The 17,446-nt window shown below is 71.8% G+C and carries 16 protein-coding genes; 4 read left to right on the forward strand and 12 right to left on the reverse strand.

The window, feature by feature from the left end; translation table 11 throughout:
• Positions 1–81: 81 nt before the first annotated feature.
• The 3 genes from ABZ934_RS07370 to ABZ934_RS07380 are packed head-to-tail and all read right to left on the reverse strand — an operon-like array spanning position 82 to position 6,396.
• Positions 82–3,234 (reverse strand): SAV_2336 N-terminal domain-related protein, encoded by a 3,153-nt coding sequence (locus ABZ934_RS07370; RefSeq protein ID WP_361309579.1) that lies wholly within the window; start codon positions 3,232–3,234, stop codon positions 82–84.
• 5 nt (positions 3,235–3,239) lie between these two features.
• Positions 3,240–4,253 (reverse strand): MoxR family ATPase, encoded by a 1,014-nt coding sequence (locus tag ABZ934_RS07375; protein WP_361309581.1) that lies wholly within the window; start codon positions 4,251–4,253, stop codon positions 3,240–3,242.
• Positions 4,254–4,299: 46 nt separating this feature from the next.
• Entirely contained in the window at positions 4,300–6,396 is a 2,097-nt protein-coding gene (locus ABZ934_RS07380; protein WP_361309584.1) for a trypsin-like peptidase domain-containing protein, read from the reverse strand.
• A gap of 139 nt (positions 6,397–6,535) precedes the next feature.
• On the opposite strand from ABZ934_RS07380, the gene ABZ934_RS07385 reads away from it, so the two are divergent.
• Positions 6,536–6,721 (forward strand): DUF6104 family protein, encoded by a 186-nt coding sequence (locus tag ABZ934_RS07385; protein WP_361309586.1) that lies wholly within the window; start codon positions 6,536–6,538, stop codon positions 6,719–6,721.
• 14 nt (positions 6,722–6,735) lie between these two features.
• Here the strand turns inward: ABZ934_RS07385 and ABZ934_RS07390 are convergent, their stop codons facing one another.
• The 3 genes from ABZ934_RS07390 to ABZ934_RS07400 form a co-directional block, all read right to left on the reverse strand.
• Complete coding sequence (locus tag ABZ934_RS07390; RefSeq protein ID WP_361309589.1) at positions 6,736–7,962, reverse strand: methyltransferase domain-containing protein; 1,227 nt, start codon at positions 7,960–7,962, stop codon at positions 6,736–6,738.
• A gap of 172 nt (positions 7,963–8,134) precedes the next feature.
• Positions 8,135–8,425 carry a hypothetical protein gene (locus ABZ934_RS07395; RefSeq protein ID WP_361309592.1) on the reverse strand — a complete coding sequence of 97 codons (291 nt, stop codon included), beginning with the start codon at positions 8,423–8,425 and terminating at the stop codon, positions 8,135–8,137.
• Complete coding sequence (locus ABZ934_RS07400) at positions 8,422–8,955, reverse strand: hypothetical protein (RefSeq protein ID WP_361309595.1); 534 nt, start codon at positions 8,953–8,955, stop codon at positions 8,422–8,424. The genes ABZ934_RS07395 and ABZ934_RS07400 overlap by 4 nt, the downstream gene beginning before the upstream one ends.
• A 191-nt stretch (positions 8,956–9,146) precedes the next feature.
• On the opposite strand from ABZ934_RS07400, the gene ABZ934_RS07405 reads away from it, so the two are divergent.
• Positions 9,147–10,385, forward strand: a complete 1,239-nt coding sequence (locus ABZ934_RS07405; RefSeq protein WP_361309598.1) for a transcriptional regulator — start codon at positions 9,147–9,149, stop codon at positions 10,383–10,385.
• On the opposite strand, the gene ABZ934_RS07410 is transcribed toward ABZ934_RS07405, so the two are convergent.
• Both ABZ934_RS07410 and sodN read right to left on the reverse strand, forming a co-directional pair.
• On the reverse strand, positions 10,366–11,031 hold the full coding sequence (locus ABZ934_RS07410) for an HAD family hydrolase (RefSeq protein WP_361309601.1): 666 nt from the start codon (positions 11,029–11,031) through the stop codon (positions 10,366–10,368). The two genes, ABZ934_RS07405 and ABZ934_RS07410, sit on opposite strands and share 20 nt — an antisense overlap.
• A gap of 155 nt (positions 11,032–11,186) precedes the next feature.
• Positions 11,187–11,582 (reverse strand): superoxide dismutase, Ni, encoded by a 396-nt coding sequence (gene sodN / locus ABZ934_RS07415; protein WP_136215065.1) that lies wholly within the window; start codon positions 11,580–11,582, stop codon positions 11,187–11,189.
• 171 nt (positions 11,583–11,753) lie between these two features.
• Here sodN and sodX point away from each other — a divergent pair, with 171 nt between their 5' ends.
• The gene (sodX, locus tag ABZ934_RS07420) at positions 11,754–12,173 is read left to right on the forward strand and encodes a nickel-type superoxide dismutase maturation protease (protein WP_361309604.1); all 420 of its coding nucleotides are present in this window, start codon (positions 11,754–11,756) and stop codon (positions 12,171–12,173) included.
• On the opposite strand, the gene ABZ934_RS07425 is transcribed toward sodX, so the two are convergent.
• The 4 genes from ABZ934_RS07425 to ABZ934_RS07440 form a co-directional block, all read right to left on the reverse strand.
• Positions 12,077–12,706, reverse strand: coding sequence for a CGNR zinc finger domain-containing protein (locus ABZ934_RS07425; RefSeq protein WP_361309606.1), 630 nt, complete (start codon positions 12,704–12,706; stop codon positions 12,077–12,079). The two genes, sodX and ABZ934_RS07425, sit on opposite strands and share 97 nt — an antisense overlap.
• A gap of 249 nt (positions 12,707–12,955) precedes the next feature.
• A complete protein-coding gene (locus ABZ934_RS07430) occupies positions 12,956–13,723 on the reverse strand; it encodes an amino acid ABC transporter ATP-binding protein (RefSeq protein ID WP_136215062.1) in 768 nt (255 codons plus the stop codon).
• Positions 13,720–14,670, reverse strand: coding sequence for an amino acid ABC transporter permease (locus ABZ934_RS07435; RefSeq protein WP_361309609.1), 951 nt, complete (start codon positions 14,668–14,670; stop codon positions 13,720–13,722). Before ABZ934_RS07435 ends, ABZ934_RS07430 begins: the two co-directional genes overlap by 4 nt.
• 36 nt (positions 14,671–14,706) lie before the next feature.
• Positions 14,707–15,663, reverse strand: a complete 957-nt coding sequence (locus ABZ934_RS07440; RefSeq protein WP_361309612.1) for an ABC transporter substrate-binding protein — start codon at positions 15,661–15,663, stop codon at positions 14,707–14,709.
• 537 nt (positions 15,664–16,200) lie between these two features.
• Here ABZ934_RS07440 and ABZ934_RS07445 point away from each other — a divergent pair.
• Entirely contained in the window at positions 16,201–17,391 is a 1,191-nt protein-coding gene (locus tag ABZ934_RS07445) for an NADP-dependent malic enzyme (RefSeq protein WP_361310289.1), read from the forward strand.
• The last annotated feature ends 55 nt before the right edge of the window (positions 17,392–17,446 follow it).

Below are 17,446 nucleotides of genomic sequence, written 5' to 3' on the forward strand. Positions count from 1 at the left end.
GCCCGTATGGTCCACTGCCCTTTCCCTTCCCGTGACCGCCGGAAACGGTCGCTGCGGGGCGGGAGCGGTACCGCCGCCCGGTCACGGGCCCGCCTCCAAGGCACGGATCCGCTCTCCCACCCAGGCCACACGGGCTTCCCCGGTGCCTGCCCGCAGCCACAGTTCCAACGCCGCCCGGTAAGCCTCCAGGGCTCCTCTGGGCCGCTCCAGCCGCTCCAGCACCTCGCCGCGCAGCTCCTGCACCCGCGCGGCGAGTTCCACCGCGACCCGCTCCAGGTCATCGCCGCCCGCGGACAGGGCCGCGCGCCACGCCCTGCGGTAGGAGTCGGCGGCCCGGTCGAGCCGGTCCACGGCCCGGGTGTGGGCGTGGATCTCCTGCTGGACGTCCCCGTGCTCCCGCCAGGCCCGCGCCTGCTCCAGTGGGCTGCGGCTCTGCCGTGCGGCCAGCTCCAGCAGGTGTTCGGCCTCCCTCAGGTCCACCAGGTCGCCCTCGTAGGAGTGCCGCAGCCGCAACCCGGCCGCCAGCCGCAGCAGCCGCCGGGCCGCACCGGGGTCCGACTGGGGGACCGCCGCCCGGCTCTCGCGCAGCACCCGTACGGCGGTGGACGCGTACCGCCGCCCGTCGGGGTGGGCGGCCGATGCCCGGTCCAGGAGGACGTCGCCCCACTCGGGAAGCAGTTCCCCGTAGGCGTCCCCGTCCCGGGAGAGCAGCCTGCGGGCGCGTTCGTACGCCGCGGCCGCGTCATCGAGGGCGGCCGGGTCGGCGTCCCGGGCGTAGCGCGCCCGGTGCACCCGGGCGAGGCACACCAGCGCCGCGAGTCGCAGCCGGGGCTCCCCGGCCCCGTCCTCCGCCTCCCGCAGGGCCTCGGCCAGTTGCCCGGCCGCCTCCTCCAGCCGCGCCGGCAGGTACCGCAGCGCCGTGGCCCGCTCCACCCGCGCCCGGGCCCGGTCCTCCGCGCCGGCCTCCGGGTCCACCTCCAAGCGGTCCGCGGCCCGTTCGGCCAGGGCGCTGCGTTCCGCCGGGTCCGCGGTGTGGGGCAGCAGGGCGAGCAGGACGCGTCCGAGGCCCGGGCCGACCCCGGGCGCGTCCTCCCCGGCGGCCTCCAGCGCGGCCCGGGCCTCCCGCAGCGGCGCCGGGTCGCCGCGCAGCTCGCCCAGTCGGACCAGGACCCGGGCCCGCCGGACGAGGCAGTCGAGCCGCAGCTCCCGGTCCGGGCCGGACTCCGGCCCGGCCGTTGCCCCGACCGCCGCGAACTCCCGCTCGACCGCCGCGAACTCCCGCTCGGCGGCTTCCAGGAGCCGCGCGTCCGGGGCGTCCCCGGCCAGGGCCAGCTCGTACAGCACCCGGCCCCGCGCCGCCCGGGCGCGCGGGGTGCCCAGTGCGGCCACCGCCCGCTCCGCCTCGGTCAGCAGCTCGGGGTCGTGTTGCAGGGTCCACAGCCGCAGCAACGCGCCCGCGAGTTCGACCTCGGCCTCCTCCGCAGGGTCGGTGGGACCCGGGGGCGCCGACACGGCCCGGCGCAGGAGGGTGACGGCCTCGTACAGACCGCCCCGGCCGCCCTCGGCGATCCGGGCCCTGGCCGTCCGTACGGCCCGCTCCCGGGCGGGCGCGGCGGGCGGCGGCTCGGCATCAGGTCCGTCGGGCGGCGGGCCGGGCAGGTAGCGGCGGACGACCTTCGCCGAGACCTGGGCGAAGGCCTGGGGGAGCCGCCCGGCGGGTACCCGTTCGCCGTCGGGCTCCAGGGGCGTGCCGGTCAGCTCCGAGACGGCGAGCGCGGGGAAGTTCCGTACGCCCCGCCCGAAGTGGGCCCGTACGTACGCGGAGCAGTGCTTGAGCACCAGTGCCGCCTCGTCCCGGCCGAGCGGCCCCAGCAGTACGTCCTGCACGCCGGGGACGAACTCGTACCAACCGGCGTCCGGTGCGCGCCGCAGCAGCCCGCTCAGCAGGACCTCCGCCAGGTCGGAGGGTTCCGAGTCGGGGAGCATGGTGCGCTGCACGAGCCGCATCACGGGGAGCGTGAGGGGCGCCGCCGCCAGGTACAGGGCGAGTCGCACCGCGCCGGGCGCGGCCGAGGAGCGGAAGCGGCGCACCAGTTCGCGCGGCGGTCGCGCGGCCCGGGGCGGAGCCTCGGGCCCGGCCGGGTGGCGGGCCAGGACCCGCCCGATCTCGGCCGGCACGGGGCCGGTGCCCAGCCCGGCGACGAGCCGGGCCCAGGCGCCGAGCGCACCGGCGTTCGGCGGGAGGACGGGCACGGTCAGTCCTCCGGTGGGCCGGCCGCTGCGGGGCGGCCGGTCCGGGCGGAACTCCAGCTTCCGCGGGCCGGCTTCGGTACGGGAGAGCACCCCGCGCTCGGTCGGCAGCCTGCTTCGGCTCCACAGGCGCTGCGGCAGCGGTTGCACCACCACGCAGGGGGTGCACTCGGCCCACCGGTACAGCAGCCGCTGCGCCCGGCCCTCGCGCCACACGGGCCCGGCGCAGTCGGAGACCACCATGGTCAGCGTCCGGCCGGTGGGGTCGCGCAGTTGGTCGCCGGAGCGGACGCCGGCGGCGGGGCGCGGACCCCGGCCGACGACGGCGCTGCCGTCCGCCAATCGGTGGAGGTAGGCGACCTGGACGTCACGGAAGGCCCCCAACCGTTCGCACACCGAGCGCAGTTCCTCGAAGAGGTCGTGCCACACCGCCATCGACGGCGAAGCGTCCATGACCAGGCGTACGGTCGCCTCGCGCCGGCTGTCCGGCCGGAACACGGGGATGACCAGCCCCAGGGCCCGGGCGCTGGCCTCGGCGGTGGCGCCCTCGTCGAGGACCGTCCGGGTGGGCGGTCCGGGCGGGCGGTGCCGCTGGAGGGCGCGCAAGGCGCGCTGGATCTCCAGGATGCGGGGCAGCGCCGCCGCGCCGGGCACCCGTACCGGTACCCCGTCGCCGGCCGGGAGGTCCGCGTCGGCGTCGGCCGCCCCGCCCGTTCTCGTGGCGTACAGCCGGACCGGGTCCTCCGCCGCGGGTTCGTCCCGTACGGGCCCCTCCGCGCGCGGGGCCTCCCGCGCCGCGTCCTCCCGTCGCCCCGGCCCGGACACGGGCTCCCGGGCCGGGTCGTCCCCGGCTCCCGGCGCCCCGGCCGGCGCGCCGGTGCGCCCGGCGAGCCACAGCGCGTCGGCGAGTTCCTCGGCGGTCGGGTCGAGCCCCGCGCCGCGCAGCAGCGTGACGAGGTCCCGGACGGGGTCGGCGGCCGGCACGGGCGTCACCTCGGCCGGTCGAGGCGTTGGATGAGCAGGTCGGCGAGGTCTTCCCGGGTGGGCGGCGCGGCGTAGTGGGTGAGGTAGATGGCGTTGAGCAGTTGGTCGGCGGCGACCAGCTCGGACTGGGAGCGGCTGAGGAACTCGCGGATCAGCTCGGCGCCGAGTTGCGCGGCCTCCTCCCCCAGGTGGGCCCGCACCATGGTGGCGAGCCGTTTCTCGCCGGGCTGTCCGAGCTTGAGCTGGATGCACCGCCTGAGCAGCGCGGCCGGGAAGTCCCGTTCGCCGTTGCTGGTCAGGATGATGAAGGGGAAGGCCCGGCAGCGCACGTGCCCGTCCCGGACGGTCACCTTCGTCCCGTCGTCGGTGAGGACCCGCACCTCGGGTTCGGAGTCCGCGACCCGTTCCAGCTCGGGCAGGGTGAACTCCCCTTCTTCCAGGACGTTCAGGAGGTCGTTGGGCAGATCGATGTCGCTCTTGTCGAGTTCGTCGATGAGCAGCACCCGGGGGCGCGTGGTGGGCAGCAGCGCCGTCCCCAGCGGTCCGAGCCGGATGTACTTGCCGATCCCGGGCACCCCCGCGGCGGCCGTCCCGCCACTGGCGGCGATCTGTACGTCCTGGAGCCGGGCGATGGCGTCGTAGCGGTACAGGCCCTCCTGGAGCACGGTGCGCGACACGACCGGCCAGCGCAGGACGCGGCCGAGTTTCAGTTCGTGGGCGACGGCGTGCGCGAGGGTGGACTTCCCGGTCCCGGGATACCCGGTGACCAGCAGCGGCCGCCGCAGGTACAGGGCGGCGTTGATGGCCTCCAGTTCCTCGGGCTCGGGGCGGTGCAGTTCGGCGGCCTGCCGGTGCGCGCCGAGGCGGCGGGCCACGTTCCCGTCGGCCGGGCCCGCGGCGGTGGGGCCGTCCTCGACGGGGCCGCCGTCGAAGTCCCGCCAGGGCGGCGGGTCCGGCAGGGCGTCGATCCCGTCGTGGGGCTCCCCGACGCCCCGGTAGATGAGCCACTCCTCGGTCATGTGCGTGCCCCTCCCGTCGATCCGGCGGTGTCCGGCCGCCGGCCCCTCACAGGTCCCCCTGCAGTGGTTCGTCCTCCGGCAGCGGCCGCTGGGGGTCCTGCCACAGCAGCGCTGTCCCGACCGCCCAGTAGGCGTCCGGGTCGGCCGCGTACGCCCGCCCCCGCAGCGCCTGGAGTCGGGCGGGCAGTGCCGCTCCCCTGCCCGCCTCGGCCAGTTCCTCGCGCAGGCCGCGGTGGAAGGGCTCGCAGGACGTCCTGGGGTCGGCGGGGGGCCGCCGGCACACCACCACCCCGTAGCCCGCGTCCCGCGCCTCCCGCAGTACCGCGCGCGTCGGGTCTTGCGCCGCGGCCCGGCACAGCACCGGCAGCGTGTGGTCCACCAGGCCGGCCAGCCAGCCGGGCGCCGGGCGCCACTTGCGACCGCGCGAGCAGTCGGCCCGCCGGCCCAGCAGGGGGCCGGCCTGCACCCGCGTCCAGCGCCCTGCGGCCTCGGCGGGCGGGTCGCCGCCCGGGTAGCGCAGCACGACCGGCCGCTGCACGCCGACCGGGATCCCGCCCGACACCGTCCACTCGTCGACCGGCAGCCCGAACAGTTCCTCCGCCACCACGACCTCCAGCAGTGCGGCCGCCTCGTGGGTGTCGCACCGCCGGAACCCCTCGGCGAGCGGTGCCCGCACCGCCTCGGGCAGGGCCGCCAGGGTGACCCGGTTGCCGGAGGCCACCGGGGTGGCGTCGCCCGGGCGGGCCGGTCCGGCCAGGACGGAGACCCGCCAGTCGTAGACGTCCTCCCAGACGTGCGCCCAGGTCTCCAGCAGCACCGACGGTCCCGGGGGTGCTCCCGCGACCGGCCGGAAGGGGCCGTGCGCCGGCCGCCCGCCGACGGCGCGCCGGCGCCGTTCGCGTTCCGCGAGGCCGCGCTCGTAGCGCTCGCCCAGTTCGCGCCGCAGCGGGCGCCATAGCCGGGCGGCGGTCGCCCGTACCCAGTCCCAGAGTTCCTCGTCCGCGCCGGGCGACGGCGGTTCGCGGTGGTCGGCGACGCTGACGTCGGTGGCGTAGCGGAGCATCGCGGCGGCCTCGCCGCCCGCGGACGGCGGGTCGTGCAGCAGGCCCAGCCCGTCGCGCCAGGTCAGCGGGGCCGGTAAGCCGGTGTCGGGTTCCTCGCCGCGGGCCGCCTCGGCGAGCGCCCGGACGATCTCGGAGGAGCCGGGCGGCGGCAGTTCGGCGAGCAGCCCGCACAGGGTGGTGCGCTCCCCCGGGGTGAGCCGGGTGAGGCGGCTGAGACGGGTGGGGCGCGGGGGCCCGCCGGCGGCGTCGTCGTCCGAGGGCAGCTCCGCGTGCACGTCGGTCCAGGTGCGGCGGCTGTCGAGATCGCTGACGTGTTGGTCGTAGTGGTACAGGTCGTGGCCCTGCATCACCCTCCGGTACAGGCCGACCTGCCCGGTCGTGCCGGTCGGCAGGGTCCGCAACTGCGCCACCGACACGGCGATCCCCCCGCCGCCCGCCTGCCGCCGGGCCTTGACGATCCCGATGACCTCGCCGCGCGCCAGGTCCACCAGGGGGCCGCCCGACATGCCGGGCTCGATCTCGTCGTCGTCACCGAGACGGATGGCCGCGCCGTTCGCGGCGGTGCCGCGCAGCCGGGTGGTCCGGCCGGTGATCTCCCGCACCCCGAGGTCCTCGGTGACGCCGAAGTAGGCGGCCTCGTCGAGGCGGGGCCCGGCCCGGTCCGTCAGCCAGACGCAGGCGTGCGAGACGGGCGCGAGGACCCGTACCAGCGCGAGGTCGGGCAGGTCCCACAGGGCGCGCGGGGCGGGCCGGCGCTCCTCCAGCCGCTCGGGCAGTACGCACTCCACGCGCCCGGCGACCGTCCCGGTGTCTCCCGCTTCGCCGGGGAAGCCGGCGACGGAGAAGGTGATGCCGACCTCCCGGCCCACCAGACGCACCGCAGCACCCCCTTCGCCGACCACGTGCGCGCACGTGAGGACCCAGCCGGGGGCGATGAAGAAACCGCTCCCCCAGGTCGGACCGGTCCCAGGGTTTCCATACCCGTCCGCGGGCGCGTGGACGCGCACGGTGGCCGCTTTGACGAGGGGTTCCAGAAGCTCGAAGGCGCGCGTGGAGCCGCCCGTGCGCCCGTCCGGCATCCCCTGTCCCCCTCAGGTCGAGACGGTCCAGGCTAGTGCCCGGGGCGGGGAGGACGGGAGGTGTCCGTGGGACGCGGATTATCCTGGCGGGAAACACCCCCATGACGTCACCACGTCACCACGTCACACGGAGCCGGACTTGTACTTCACCGATCGCGGCATCGAGGAGCTGGAGAAGCGGCGCGGCGAGGAGGAGGTCACCTTCGAGTGGCTCGCCGAGCAGCTCCGCACCTTCGTCGACCTCAACCCGGACTTCGAGGTCCCGGTGGAACGCCTGGCGACCTGGCTGGCTCGCCTCGACGACGCCGAGGACGACGACGAGTAGGAGGCGGCCCCGGGTTACGAGCCGACGGGCCGACCGGGCTCGTCCAGCCATGCGTACTGGCCGGACCCGTCGACCGTGACGCCGAAGCGGGTGATGTGCGGCCGGCCGCGTACCTCGTACCAGGTGTAGGCCGCCGTCACCTCCGACCAGAGATCGCGCGGTCCCCAGCAGCCGACCGCGTCCTCCTCCCACCAGTCGCGGTAGCGGACGATCGTGGCCGACGTACCGGCCTCGTCCACGAACTGCACCCGGCGGTCCCCGCCCTCCCCTCGGTGCGAGAAGGAGACGTCCGGCACTTGGAGGCCGATGGCGAAATCCTGGAGGTGGCCGGCCGCCAGGACCTGTGCCGGGTCGATCGGCGACTTCCGTCCGGTCGGTCCCTCCAGGACGGGCAGGTCGACAGTCGGCCGCTCGGAACGGATCCACATGTACGAGGATTCTCCGACGAAAGCGCCCTGCGCCTTCGTTCCCGTGGTCTCGACACGGAGTCGCAGGAGCCCCGCGTTGCTGTAGGCCGTCCCGAAGGGGGTCAGGATCACCCCACTCCGCTTGGACTGCTCGATCCAGGCGTGCGGCACTCGCCGTAGCGCGGCCGTGTTGATGATCCGACTGAACGGCTCCCCGCCGGGGGCGCCTTCCAGTCCGTCCCCGACGATGAGCTCCGGGTCGTAGCCGGCCGTCTTGAGGTTGGCCGCGCCGGTGCGCGCGAGTTCCTCGTCGACCTCGATGGCCACCACCCGCTCCGAGCCGACCCGCTCACACAGCAAGGCCGTGTGGTAGCCGGAGCCGTAGCCGATCTCCAGGACGCGGGACCGGGGCGTGAGGTCCAGGTGGCGGAGTTTGCGCATGACGATGTCCAGGGCGGACACGGAGGACGTGAAGTCGCCCGCGGCCGGGCCGGGAGTCACCGCGCCGTCGTTCAGCTGCGTGACGACCGACCGGTTGGGGTTCCAGACCGCTCGGCGCCAGGCGTCCGGGTCCTCCGCACGGTCCACGAAGCACCAGAGGCCCTCGGCGTCCTGAACCGGGAGCCACACGGCCGGCGGCACGAACGCTTCGCGGTCGACGGTGTCGAACGCCTCTGCCGTCCATGGGTCACGCAATAGCCCCGCGGTGACCAGCGCCTCGCGGCAAATGTCGCGGTTCACTTCTTGCTCGGGGGCGGGGTCGGGGTCGGGTTGGACGGCGGAGGCGTCGGCCGGCTCCCGTCCGGGCTGGGCGGTGGGGACGGCGGTGTCCACGGTTGGGTTGGTCCTGGGGTTCTCCGGCGTGCTTGCCCATCAGAGTCTCCGATCTGTTCGGTGTGCGGGATGCCTGCGCCCCGGTAGGGCGGGAGTCAAAGGGTGTCGATCACAATCACGGCTAGGAGAGCGAGGGCGATCACGACGTAAAGGGCCTGGCGCATCCACTCGCTCACAGGACGCCCTGCCCGGTCGAATGGCCGCCGGGGAGGTCGTCTCGCTGCCAGCAGTGAACCGGGTCGTGCCGGACGGCCCATGCGAAGTGGCAGATCCGGCAGTCGGCCATGGGGCCGCCGTACTTGGTTGCGATGCGGGCCCCTGTTCGGCAGCCGACGCACATCATGTGCTGCCGGGTGCAGACGCCGTCGGGGTGCGCGTGGGAGGTTTCGACCTTGAGCTGGAGCCGCGAAAGGTCGAAGGCATCCTGTTCCATCCTGGGCAGGTCGCTCCATACCGGCGTCATAGGGGTGCTTCCTCGGATACAGACGTCAACGGCTGCGCCTGACCCTGCTCTTGCCTGAACCCCGCGAGGCGCGCGGCTCCTACCCGCACGAGGAACGCCACCGACGCCGGGTCGCAGTAGCCGGGCCGCGGGCCCACCTCCGCCCAATAGACCGGGTGGGCCGGGTCGTATGCGACGAGGTCGAGCGCCGGGATGCCAAGGTGGGTTCCCCTGCCGAGGCACTCCACCCCGCAGACGGCAGAACGCCACTCGGCGACGGTGCCGGGCGGGACGATCGCGTAGTAGTTCCGGCCGTGGCCGTCGTGGATGACGGGCCCGCCGAGACGCTCGCCGAGGGCGAAGTCGGTGTGGTTGTGGCCGAGGTCCGCCGTCCCGACAGCAGCGTGCACGAGCGGGTCCGGCAGACGGACGGCATCGAAGCGACTTCCGATGGGAAGGACCGCGACGCCCCGCTCCCGCCATTCGGCGCGGACCCGTTCAGGCCGGCCATGGCTACCGGCCAGCCATTCCGTCATTGTGCGCCTGGTCACGGCGCCTCCCTTCCGTCGTCAGCGGGTGGTGAGGAACAGCGTCGCCCTGAACAGGACTTTCAGCGAGGACGTTTGGCGGTCTTCTGAGGGCGCTTTTGAGGACTTAGTGACACCCATAAGGGTGATCAGTGGCTACCCTCCGGACTTACTGCGACAGTATTCATCCACCGGAACTCGTATGGAGGTTGAGCGTGGCAAGGTCACCCGGAAACGTCCGCTTCAAGGCAGCACGCCTTGCAGCCGGATACGTCTCACAACAGGCCCTGGTCAAGGCGCTGGCCGCCTTGAACTGCCACGTAGACGTACGACAGGTGCGGCGGTGGGAATCCGACACCCCGCCCTGGCCCCACTCCGGCGCCCAGCAAGCCCTCACCGAGCTACTCGGCCAGGACATTGAACAGCTCGGCTTCGCCCCGCCCGCAGGGCACGACCGGACCGTGGCTGTACGCCGCACCCAGCTCGCCCCCGCCGCATCTGGCCCCCGCGTGTCCATACAGAATGTCACCGCAGCGCAACCCGCCAGTGCAGGTGCCGACTACGTCGCCGTGACCCGTGCCCATCGGCGTCTGTACTGGACTGTCGCGCCCGCGATCCTCCACCCCGCGACCGTCGCCCACGGCACCCTCGGAACGGCTCTCCTGCCGGCCACCGCAGGCGCCACCCGCAAGGCCGTCGCCGGTGCCCTCGCCGAAAGCCTCCTCCTCACAGGACGCATCGAGTTCTTCGACCTCAGGCAGTCCGATCCCGCCGTCGACACGTGGCTACGCGCTCTCCAGGCGGCAGGCGAGGCAGACGACGCCCTCATGGGTGCCGCCACGCTCGCCCATATGGCGTTCGTTCCGGGTTGGGCCAAGAATCGGGCCGGGGCTGCGGAGCGGATGGTGATGGCCCGCACCTACGCGCGCCGCGGTCCAGCCTCCGCGCCGTTCCTCGCCTGGCTGGACGCAGTCGAAGCGGAATGCGAGACCCGTTGCGGGCGGACCCGTGAGGCCCTCAACCTGATCGCGCACGGCGAGGACGTCTTGGCGGCTGGAACCGAGCACAGCGACCCGGAGTGGATGGACTGGTTCAGTCCCACCCGGTTGGCCGCGTTCAAAGGCCACACCCAGCTGATCGCCGGGCATCTGCCGCAGGCACGCGAAACCCTGCTCGACGTGTTGGAATGCCTGCCCGCAGATGCCGACAAGCAGCGCACCGTCGTACTCGCAGACCTCGCCGCAGTCGAGGCCGCCGCCGGGCAGCCGGACGTCGCATGCGGGTACGCGCTACGCGCCCTGGCCCAGCTGGAGACGCACTGGTACGCCACCGGCATGGAACGAATCCGCGAAGTGCGGCGCGCGCTCGCTCCGTGGCAGGCCGAGCAGTGCGTCCGCGACCTCGATGACCAGCTGTACGGGTGGGGGGCGACACTCAGTGCGTTGACGCGTTGAACGCTTCGATCAGGCCCGGGAGTTCCGCCAGGCTTTCCACACGGAAGGTCGGGAGCTTCCGGGCCTCGTCGCTGTTCCATTGGATGGTGGCCCAAGGTCCACGGCGGATGAGCGCGGTGTGCATGCCCGCGGCGGCCCCCGGCCTGAGGTCGTTGTCGACGCGGTCACCGACGTACAGGATCTCGTCCGGCCGGTAGGGAGCGACCTTGGCGACACGGACAAAGAACTCGGGGTCGGGCTTCGACGCACCCCAGTCGTCCGAGGTGCCGATCAGGTCGACGTCCTCGGTGAACAGGTCTCGGAGGATGCCGCCCGCGCGCACGGTCTGGTTGCCGGCGATACCGAGCCACAGGCCGTCTGCGCGCAGTCGGGCGAGGGTAGGCCGGACATCGGGGTACAGATCCGATTCATCGAAGTGCTCGGGCTGGCCCGCTTCCGCGCGCGCCTCTCGCTGCTCCGTGAGGTCGAAGCCGGGCCGGAACACCTGGAACGTCTCGCGGTAGTCCTTACCCTGGGCGATCACCGCTCCGAAGGCCGCTGCGAAGGTGTGCCGCGGCACTCCGAGCCAGTCGGCCCAGGTGCCGTACTCCCGGGTCTCGTCCACCAGGCACTCGCCGACGTCAAAGACCACAGCGCGAATCGTCATGCGAGCACCCTAGCCATCGCCCTGGACACAGGAAAATGCCCCCTCCCGGCCCGAAAGCCCCTCGATGATCTGGCGAGCGCATGGCGAAGGGGCCCAACCGTCCCCGGTCGGGCCCCTTCGTCAACAGGCTTCCTTCGTCGGGCCGGGGCCCGAGATCAGGCGGCCTTGGTCTCCCAGAAGATGCGGTCGATCTCGGCGATGAGTTCGAGGGCCTTCTGGCCGGTCGCCGGGTCGTTCGACGCCTTGGCGGCCGAGAGGGCCTTGAGGGTGTCGTTCACCAGCGTGTGCAGCTGCGGGTACTTCTCGAAGTGCGGCGGCTTGAAGTAGTCGCTCCACAGCACCGAGACGTGGTGCTTGGCCAGCTCGGCGCGCTGCTCCTTGATGGTGATGGCGCGCGCGCGGAAGTCGGCGTCGTCGTTGGCCTGGTACTTCTCCTGAACGGCCTTGACGGACTCGGCCTCGATGCGGGCCTGGGCAGGGTCGTACACGCCGCACGGCAGGTCACAGTGGGCGGAGACCTTCGCCTTGGGGGCGAAGAGGCGGGAAAGCATGGAGTTTGTCCTCCTCGTGATCGTCTTCTCAAGGGCGAGATTACTCGCTTGGAAAGCGGAATTCGCGGGCGGCCCCATGGGCTTCGGACAAAAGTCCAGCCTCACGCCGGCGGCGGTGAGCGAACGTACGGGGCCGTGCGGCAGCATGCGGGAGGGACGAGGAGGTCGTACATGGTGGAGAAGAAGCGCCCGGACACCCGGTTCGGGCTGGCCGACGTGTCGGGGCCGTCGATGGTCCCGACCCTGCTGCACGGGGACCGGCTGCTGGTCCGCTACGGGGCGGTCGTGCGCCCGGGGGCCGTGGTGGTGCTGCGCCATCCGTTCCAGCAGGACCTGCTGGTGGTGAAGCGGGCGGTGGAGCGGCGGCCGGGCGGGTGGTGGGTGCTGGGCGACAACCCGTACAACACGACCGGCGACAGCACCGACTACGGGGCGGTGCCCGAGGAGCTGGTGCTGGCGACGGCCGTGCTGCGGCTGCGGCCGCTTCCCGGGGGTCAGCGTTCGCTGAGGGCGTGGCTGTCCTGGGGGGCTTCGGCCCTGCGGCCGCTGCGGGCCGACTCCTCGGCCTCAAGTCGCTTGCGGGCGCGGTAGGCCGCCACGTTCGCCCGGGTGGCGCAGCGGTCGGAGCAGTAGCGCCGGGACCGGTTCGTGGAGGTGTCGAGGTAGGCGTTGCGGCAGGGCGGCGCCTGGCACAGGCCGAGGCGGTCGGGGCCGTGCTCGGTGAGGTGGAAGGCCAGCCCGAACGAGGCGAGCGCCGCGTATCCGGCGGAGGCGTTCGAGGGGTGGTCGGCGAGGTGGATGTGCCAGTGGGGGCGGCCGTCCTCGCCGATCGAGTCGTGGCCGGTCACCTGGGGGCTGACCGGGAACTCCATAAGCAGGGAGTTCAGCAGGTCGACGGCGAGCACGTGGTCGCCGCCGTCGGCTGCCTCGAAGACGGCGCGCAGTCGACCGCGCACGTTGCGAAAGCGCGTCACGTCGGCGTCCGTGGCCCGGCGTGCGGCCTGGACCCCGGCGCCGAAGAGGGCGCGCACGGCGTCGACGGAGGTGAGGGAGTCCTTGTTGCGGGCCGGCTCCTCGGTGTTGACCAGGCGCACGGCGTAGTCCGAGTACTGGGCCAATTCCACTTGTAGTCCTTACGGCTGCGGATGAGATCCCTGTAACGCCTGAGACAGCTACAAGGGTATTACGGCTGGAGGGGCTCGTGAGCGCGGCGAGGGACACCGGCCGGCTCGGTCTCGCGTGCGGTACGGGAAGTATTACGGACCGCGACCGCCCACGGTTCCCGAGTCGCCGCCCGGCAACGCGAAAGGGGCGGTACGGGAATCCGTACCGCCCCTCTCGCAGCGCCCGAAGGCGGCTACGGCACTACAGCACTACAGCACCTTGGACAGGAACGCCTTCGTCCGGTCGTGCTGCGGGTTGCCCAGGACCTCGCGCGGGTGGCCGGACTCGACCACCACACCGCCGTCCATGAAGACGAGGTTGTCGCCGACCTCGCGGGCGAAGCCCATCTCGTGGGTCACCACGATCATGGTCATGCCCGATTCGGCCAGGTCCCGCATGACGTCCAGGACGTCGCCGACCAGCTCCGGGTCGAGCGCCGAGGTGGGCTCGTCGAAGAGCATCAGCTTGGGCTCCATGGCCAGCGCGCGGGCGATCGCCACGCGCTGCTGCTGGCCGCCGGACAGCTGCGAGGGGTAGTTCCCGCCCTTGTCGCCGAGGCCGACGCGGTCGAGCAGCTTGACGGCGCGCTCGCGCGCCACCGCCTTGCTCTCGCCCTTGACCTGGACGGGGGCCTCCATGACGTTCTCGATCGCCGTCATGTGCGGGAAGAGGTTGAAGCGCTGGAAGACCATGCCGATCTCGCGGCGCTGGGCCGCGACCTCGCTGTCCTTCAGCTCGTAGAGCTTGTCGCCCTTCTGGCGGTAGCCCACCAGCTGCCCGTCCACCGAGAGCCGCCCGGAGTTGATGCGCTCCAGGTGGTTGATGCACCGCAGGAAGGTCGACTTGCCGGAGCCGGACGGACCGACCAGGCAGAAGACCTCACGCGGGGCGACTTCGAGGTCGATGCCCCGGAGGATGTGGGCGGCGCCGTACGACTTGTGGACGCCTTCTGCCTTGACCATCGGCTGGGCGGTCATCGCGCGACCTCCGTACGGCGGAACATGTTGAGGTTGGCACGCAGGCGCTGGAACGGCGTCGGCGGCAGGCTCCGCGTGGAACCTCGGGCGAAGCGGCGCTCCAGGTAATACTGGCCGACGCTGAACACGCTGGTCAGGGCCAGGTACCAGATGGACGCCACGAACAGCATCTCCATGATGGCACCGGCCGTGTTGCCGATGTTCGACGAGGCCCGCAGGAGTTCCGTGTATTGCACCGCCGAGACCAGGGACGAGGTCTTCAGCATGTTGATGAACTCGTTGCCCGTCGGCGGGATGATCACCCGCATCGCCTGCGGCAGCACGATCCGGCGCATCGTCTTCGTCTGGGGCATGCCGAGCGCGTGCGCCGCCTCGGTCTGGCCCTCGTCGACGGACTGGATGCCCGCGCGGACGATCTCCGCCATGTAGGCGCCCTCGTTCAGGCCGAGGCCCAGCAGGGCGACCATGAACGGGGTCATCACGGCCACGGTGTAGTTCTTGTAGATCGGGCCGAGGTTGATGTACTCGAAGATCAGCGACAGGTTGAACCACACCAGCAGCTGCACGTACACCGGGGTACCGCGGAAGAACCAGATGTAGAGCCAGGAGACGGCGCTGGTCACCGGGTTCTTCGACAGGCGCATGACCGCGAACACGATGCCGAGCGCGAGGCCCAGCGCCATGGAGGCGACGCTGATGAGCACCGTGTTCCAGAGACCGCTGAGGATCGCCGGGTCGAACAGCTTGTCGCCGACCGTCTTCCAGATCACGTTGCCCTGGGAGAAGGCGTAGACGAGCCACGCCAGCAGCGCGACGACGATCACACCGCTGACCCAGCGGCCGTAGTGCCGCACCGGAATTGCCTTGATGGCCTCGTACGGGGTTCCCGAGGCGCCGGGTCCGGCCGGCGGGGTTGCGGCCGGACCCTTTTCGATCTTGTCAGTCACAATGACTGCCCTTCAGTGGAGCGTGGAGCGCGGGACTTACTGACCGGCGTTGACCGTCGCGGACTTGACGGCACTGTCCTGCACGTTCCACTTCTCCAGCGCCTTGGCGTAGGAGCCGTCCTTGATGGCGGCGTCCAGTGCCTGCTTGAGGGCGTCGCGCAGCTGCGCGTTGTCCTTGCTGACGCCGATGCCGAAGAGGCCGACGCCGGTCTGCTGGCCGGCGATCTCGAAGTCGTTGCCGCCGCCGGAGGTCTTCACGGTGTACGCGGCGACCGGGTAGTCGTTCAGGTCGGCCACGGCGCCGCCCGCCTTGACGCGGGTCTGCGCCTCGGCGTCGGTGTCGAACGCCTGGATGGTGAGCTTCTTGTCACCGCACTTGTCGGCCTGCTTCTTGAACTCGTCCTCGTAGGTCGTCCCGCGCTGGACGGCGACGGTCTTGCCGCACAGGTCGTCGAGGGTCTTGATGCCCTCGGGGTTGCCCTTCTTGACCAGGAGCGAGAGGCCGGAGGAGAAGTAGTCGACGAAGTCGATGCCCTTCCCGATCTTCTGGCCCTTGTCGTCCAGGCCCTCCTGGCGCTGCTTGTTGTCCGTCATGGACGACATGATCGCGTCCTGGCGACCGGTGTAGATCGAGGTGATCAGGCCGTCGAAGGTGCCCGCCGTGAACTCGAACTTCACACCGAGCTGCTTGCCGAGCGCCTCGGCGATGTCGGGGTCGACACCCACGATCTTGCCGTTCTCGACGAATTCCATCGGGGGGTAGGCGGAGTCGGTGCCGACCTTGATGACACCGGCGTCCTGGATCTTCTTCGGCAGGGCCGAGAAGAGCGGGGCGCTGCTGGACTTGGTGCCCGTAGAGGCGCCGTCGCCGGAGCCGCTCTTGGTCTGGTCGCCACAGCCGGTGAGGATCAGGGCGCCGGCGACCGCGATCGCACCGACCGCGGCGATCCGGGACCGTGCGGCGGTCGTACGACGGGTGGTGCTTGCGGTCATGAGCTGGTTCCTCCGGCAGTGGGGAAAAAAGCATCCGAGAACGGTCGGGCACGCACCATCGAGTGCAGCGACCTGTGTGATTACGGCATCTTGCCATTCGGACCACGACATTCAGGGTGGCCGTCAGGTCAAAATCGGATAACGGGCCAGCCGAGGTTCCCAACAGGACTGCGGCGAGGGGGCCACGCGGCCGCACTATGCACCGCCACCAGGCGCTTTGACCGCAGTTTTTACTGTCGGTCTCGCCTATCGGACAGCAACGTCCGGACTTTTCGCCGAAACCGGGGCAAGAGACCTGCGAACGTGAGGCAATCGACTCGTCCGGGCGGCCGTTTTTCAGGTAGAACAGATCCTTACACCCCTCATCCGGGGCTCAGGGCGCGTGTGCGGCGCGCCCGCGCGTACGAAACCTCCCCTTCGCGGAGGCGGGCCGAACCCGTCGATGCGGAGACGGACGCGGTGCCCGCCCACCCCTTAACCAGGAGTGGCCACCCTCAACGATTTAAGACTTAAGGGGTCAAACAAGTGGCAGCGGAGATCGTCAATCCTCGCAGCGACAGCGTGACGGACAACAACCCCGACGCGGTGTTCGCACTGCACCGGGGCGGCAAGATGGCCGTGCAGGCCACCGTGCCGGTCCGCGACAAGGACGACCTGTCCCTCGCGTACACGCCCGGCGTGGCGAAGGTCTGCAGCGCCATCGCGGAGAATCCGGAACTCGTCAACGAGTACACGTGGAAGTCCAATGTGGTCGCCGTCGTCACGGACGGCACGGCCGTGCTCGGCCTCGGGGACATCGGTCCCGAGGCCTCCCTCCCGGTGATGGAGGGCAAGGCCATTCTGTTCAAGCAGTTCGGTGGAGTGGACGCGGTCCCGATCGCGCTCGCCACCAAAGACACGGACGAGATCATCGAGACGGTCATCCGCCTCGCGCCGTCCTTCGGCGGGGTGAACCTGGAGGACATCTCCGCCCCCCGCTGCTTCGAGATCGAGCGCCGGCTCCAGGAAGCCCTGGACATCCCGATCTTCCACGACGACCAGCACGGCACGGCCATCGTGACGCTGGCCGCCCTGCGCAACGCGGCGAAGCTCACCGGCCGCACCCTCGGCGACCTGCGCGCCGTGATCTCGGGCGCCGGCGCGGCGGGCATCGCCATCGCCAAGATCCTGGTGGACGCGGGCATCGGCGACGTGTGCGTGACCGACCGCAAGGGCGTCGTCTCGGCGGACCGCTCGGACCTGACGGACGTCAAGGCCGAGATCGCGGGCCTGACGAACAAGACCGGTCAGTCCGGCCCCCTGGAAGCGGCCCTGGTCGGCGCGGACGTCTTCATCGGCGTCTCCGGCGGCACGGTTCCCGAGGAGGCGGTGGCGACCATGGCGAAGGACTGCTTCGTGTTCGCCATGGCCAACCCGAACCCGGAGGTCCACCCCGACGTCGCGCACAAGTACGCGGCGGTCGTGGCCACCGGCCGGTCGGACTTCCCGAACCAGATCAACAACGTGCTGGCCTTCCCCGGCATCTTCGCGGGCGCCCTCAAGGTGCGCGCGACCCGGATCACCGAAGGCATGAAGATCGCTGCCGCCGACGCCATCGCGGGCGTCGTGGGTGACGAGCTCGCCGCCGACTACGTGATCCCGTCGCCGTTCGACGAGCGCGTCGCCGAGGCCGTCTCGGCCGCGGTCGCCGCCGCCGCGAAGGCGGACGGCGTGGCCCGGCTGGTCTGACCGCCACCGCGGTCCCACGCGTGACGTACGGGCAACGGCCCGGCCCGATGGATCC

The sequence above is a fragment of the Streptomyces sp. NPDC046557 genome, assembly GCF_040645975.1.
Taxonomy (GTDB): domain Bacteria; phylum Actinomycetota; class Actinomycetes; order Streptomycetales; family Streptomycetaceae; genus Streptomyces.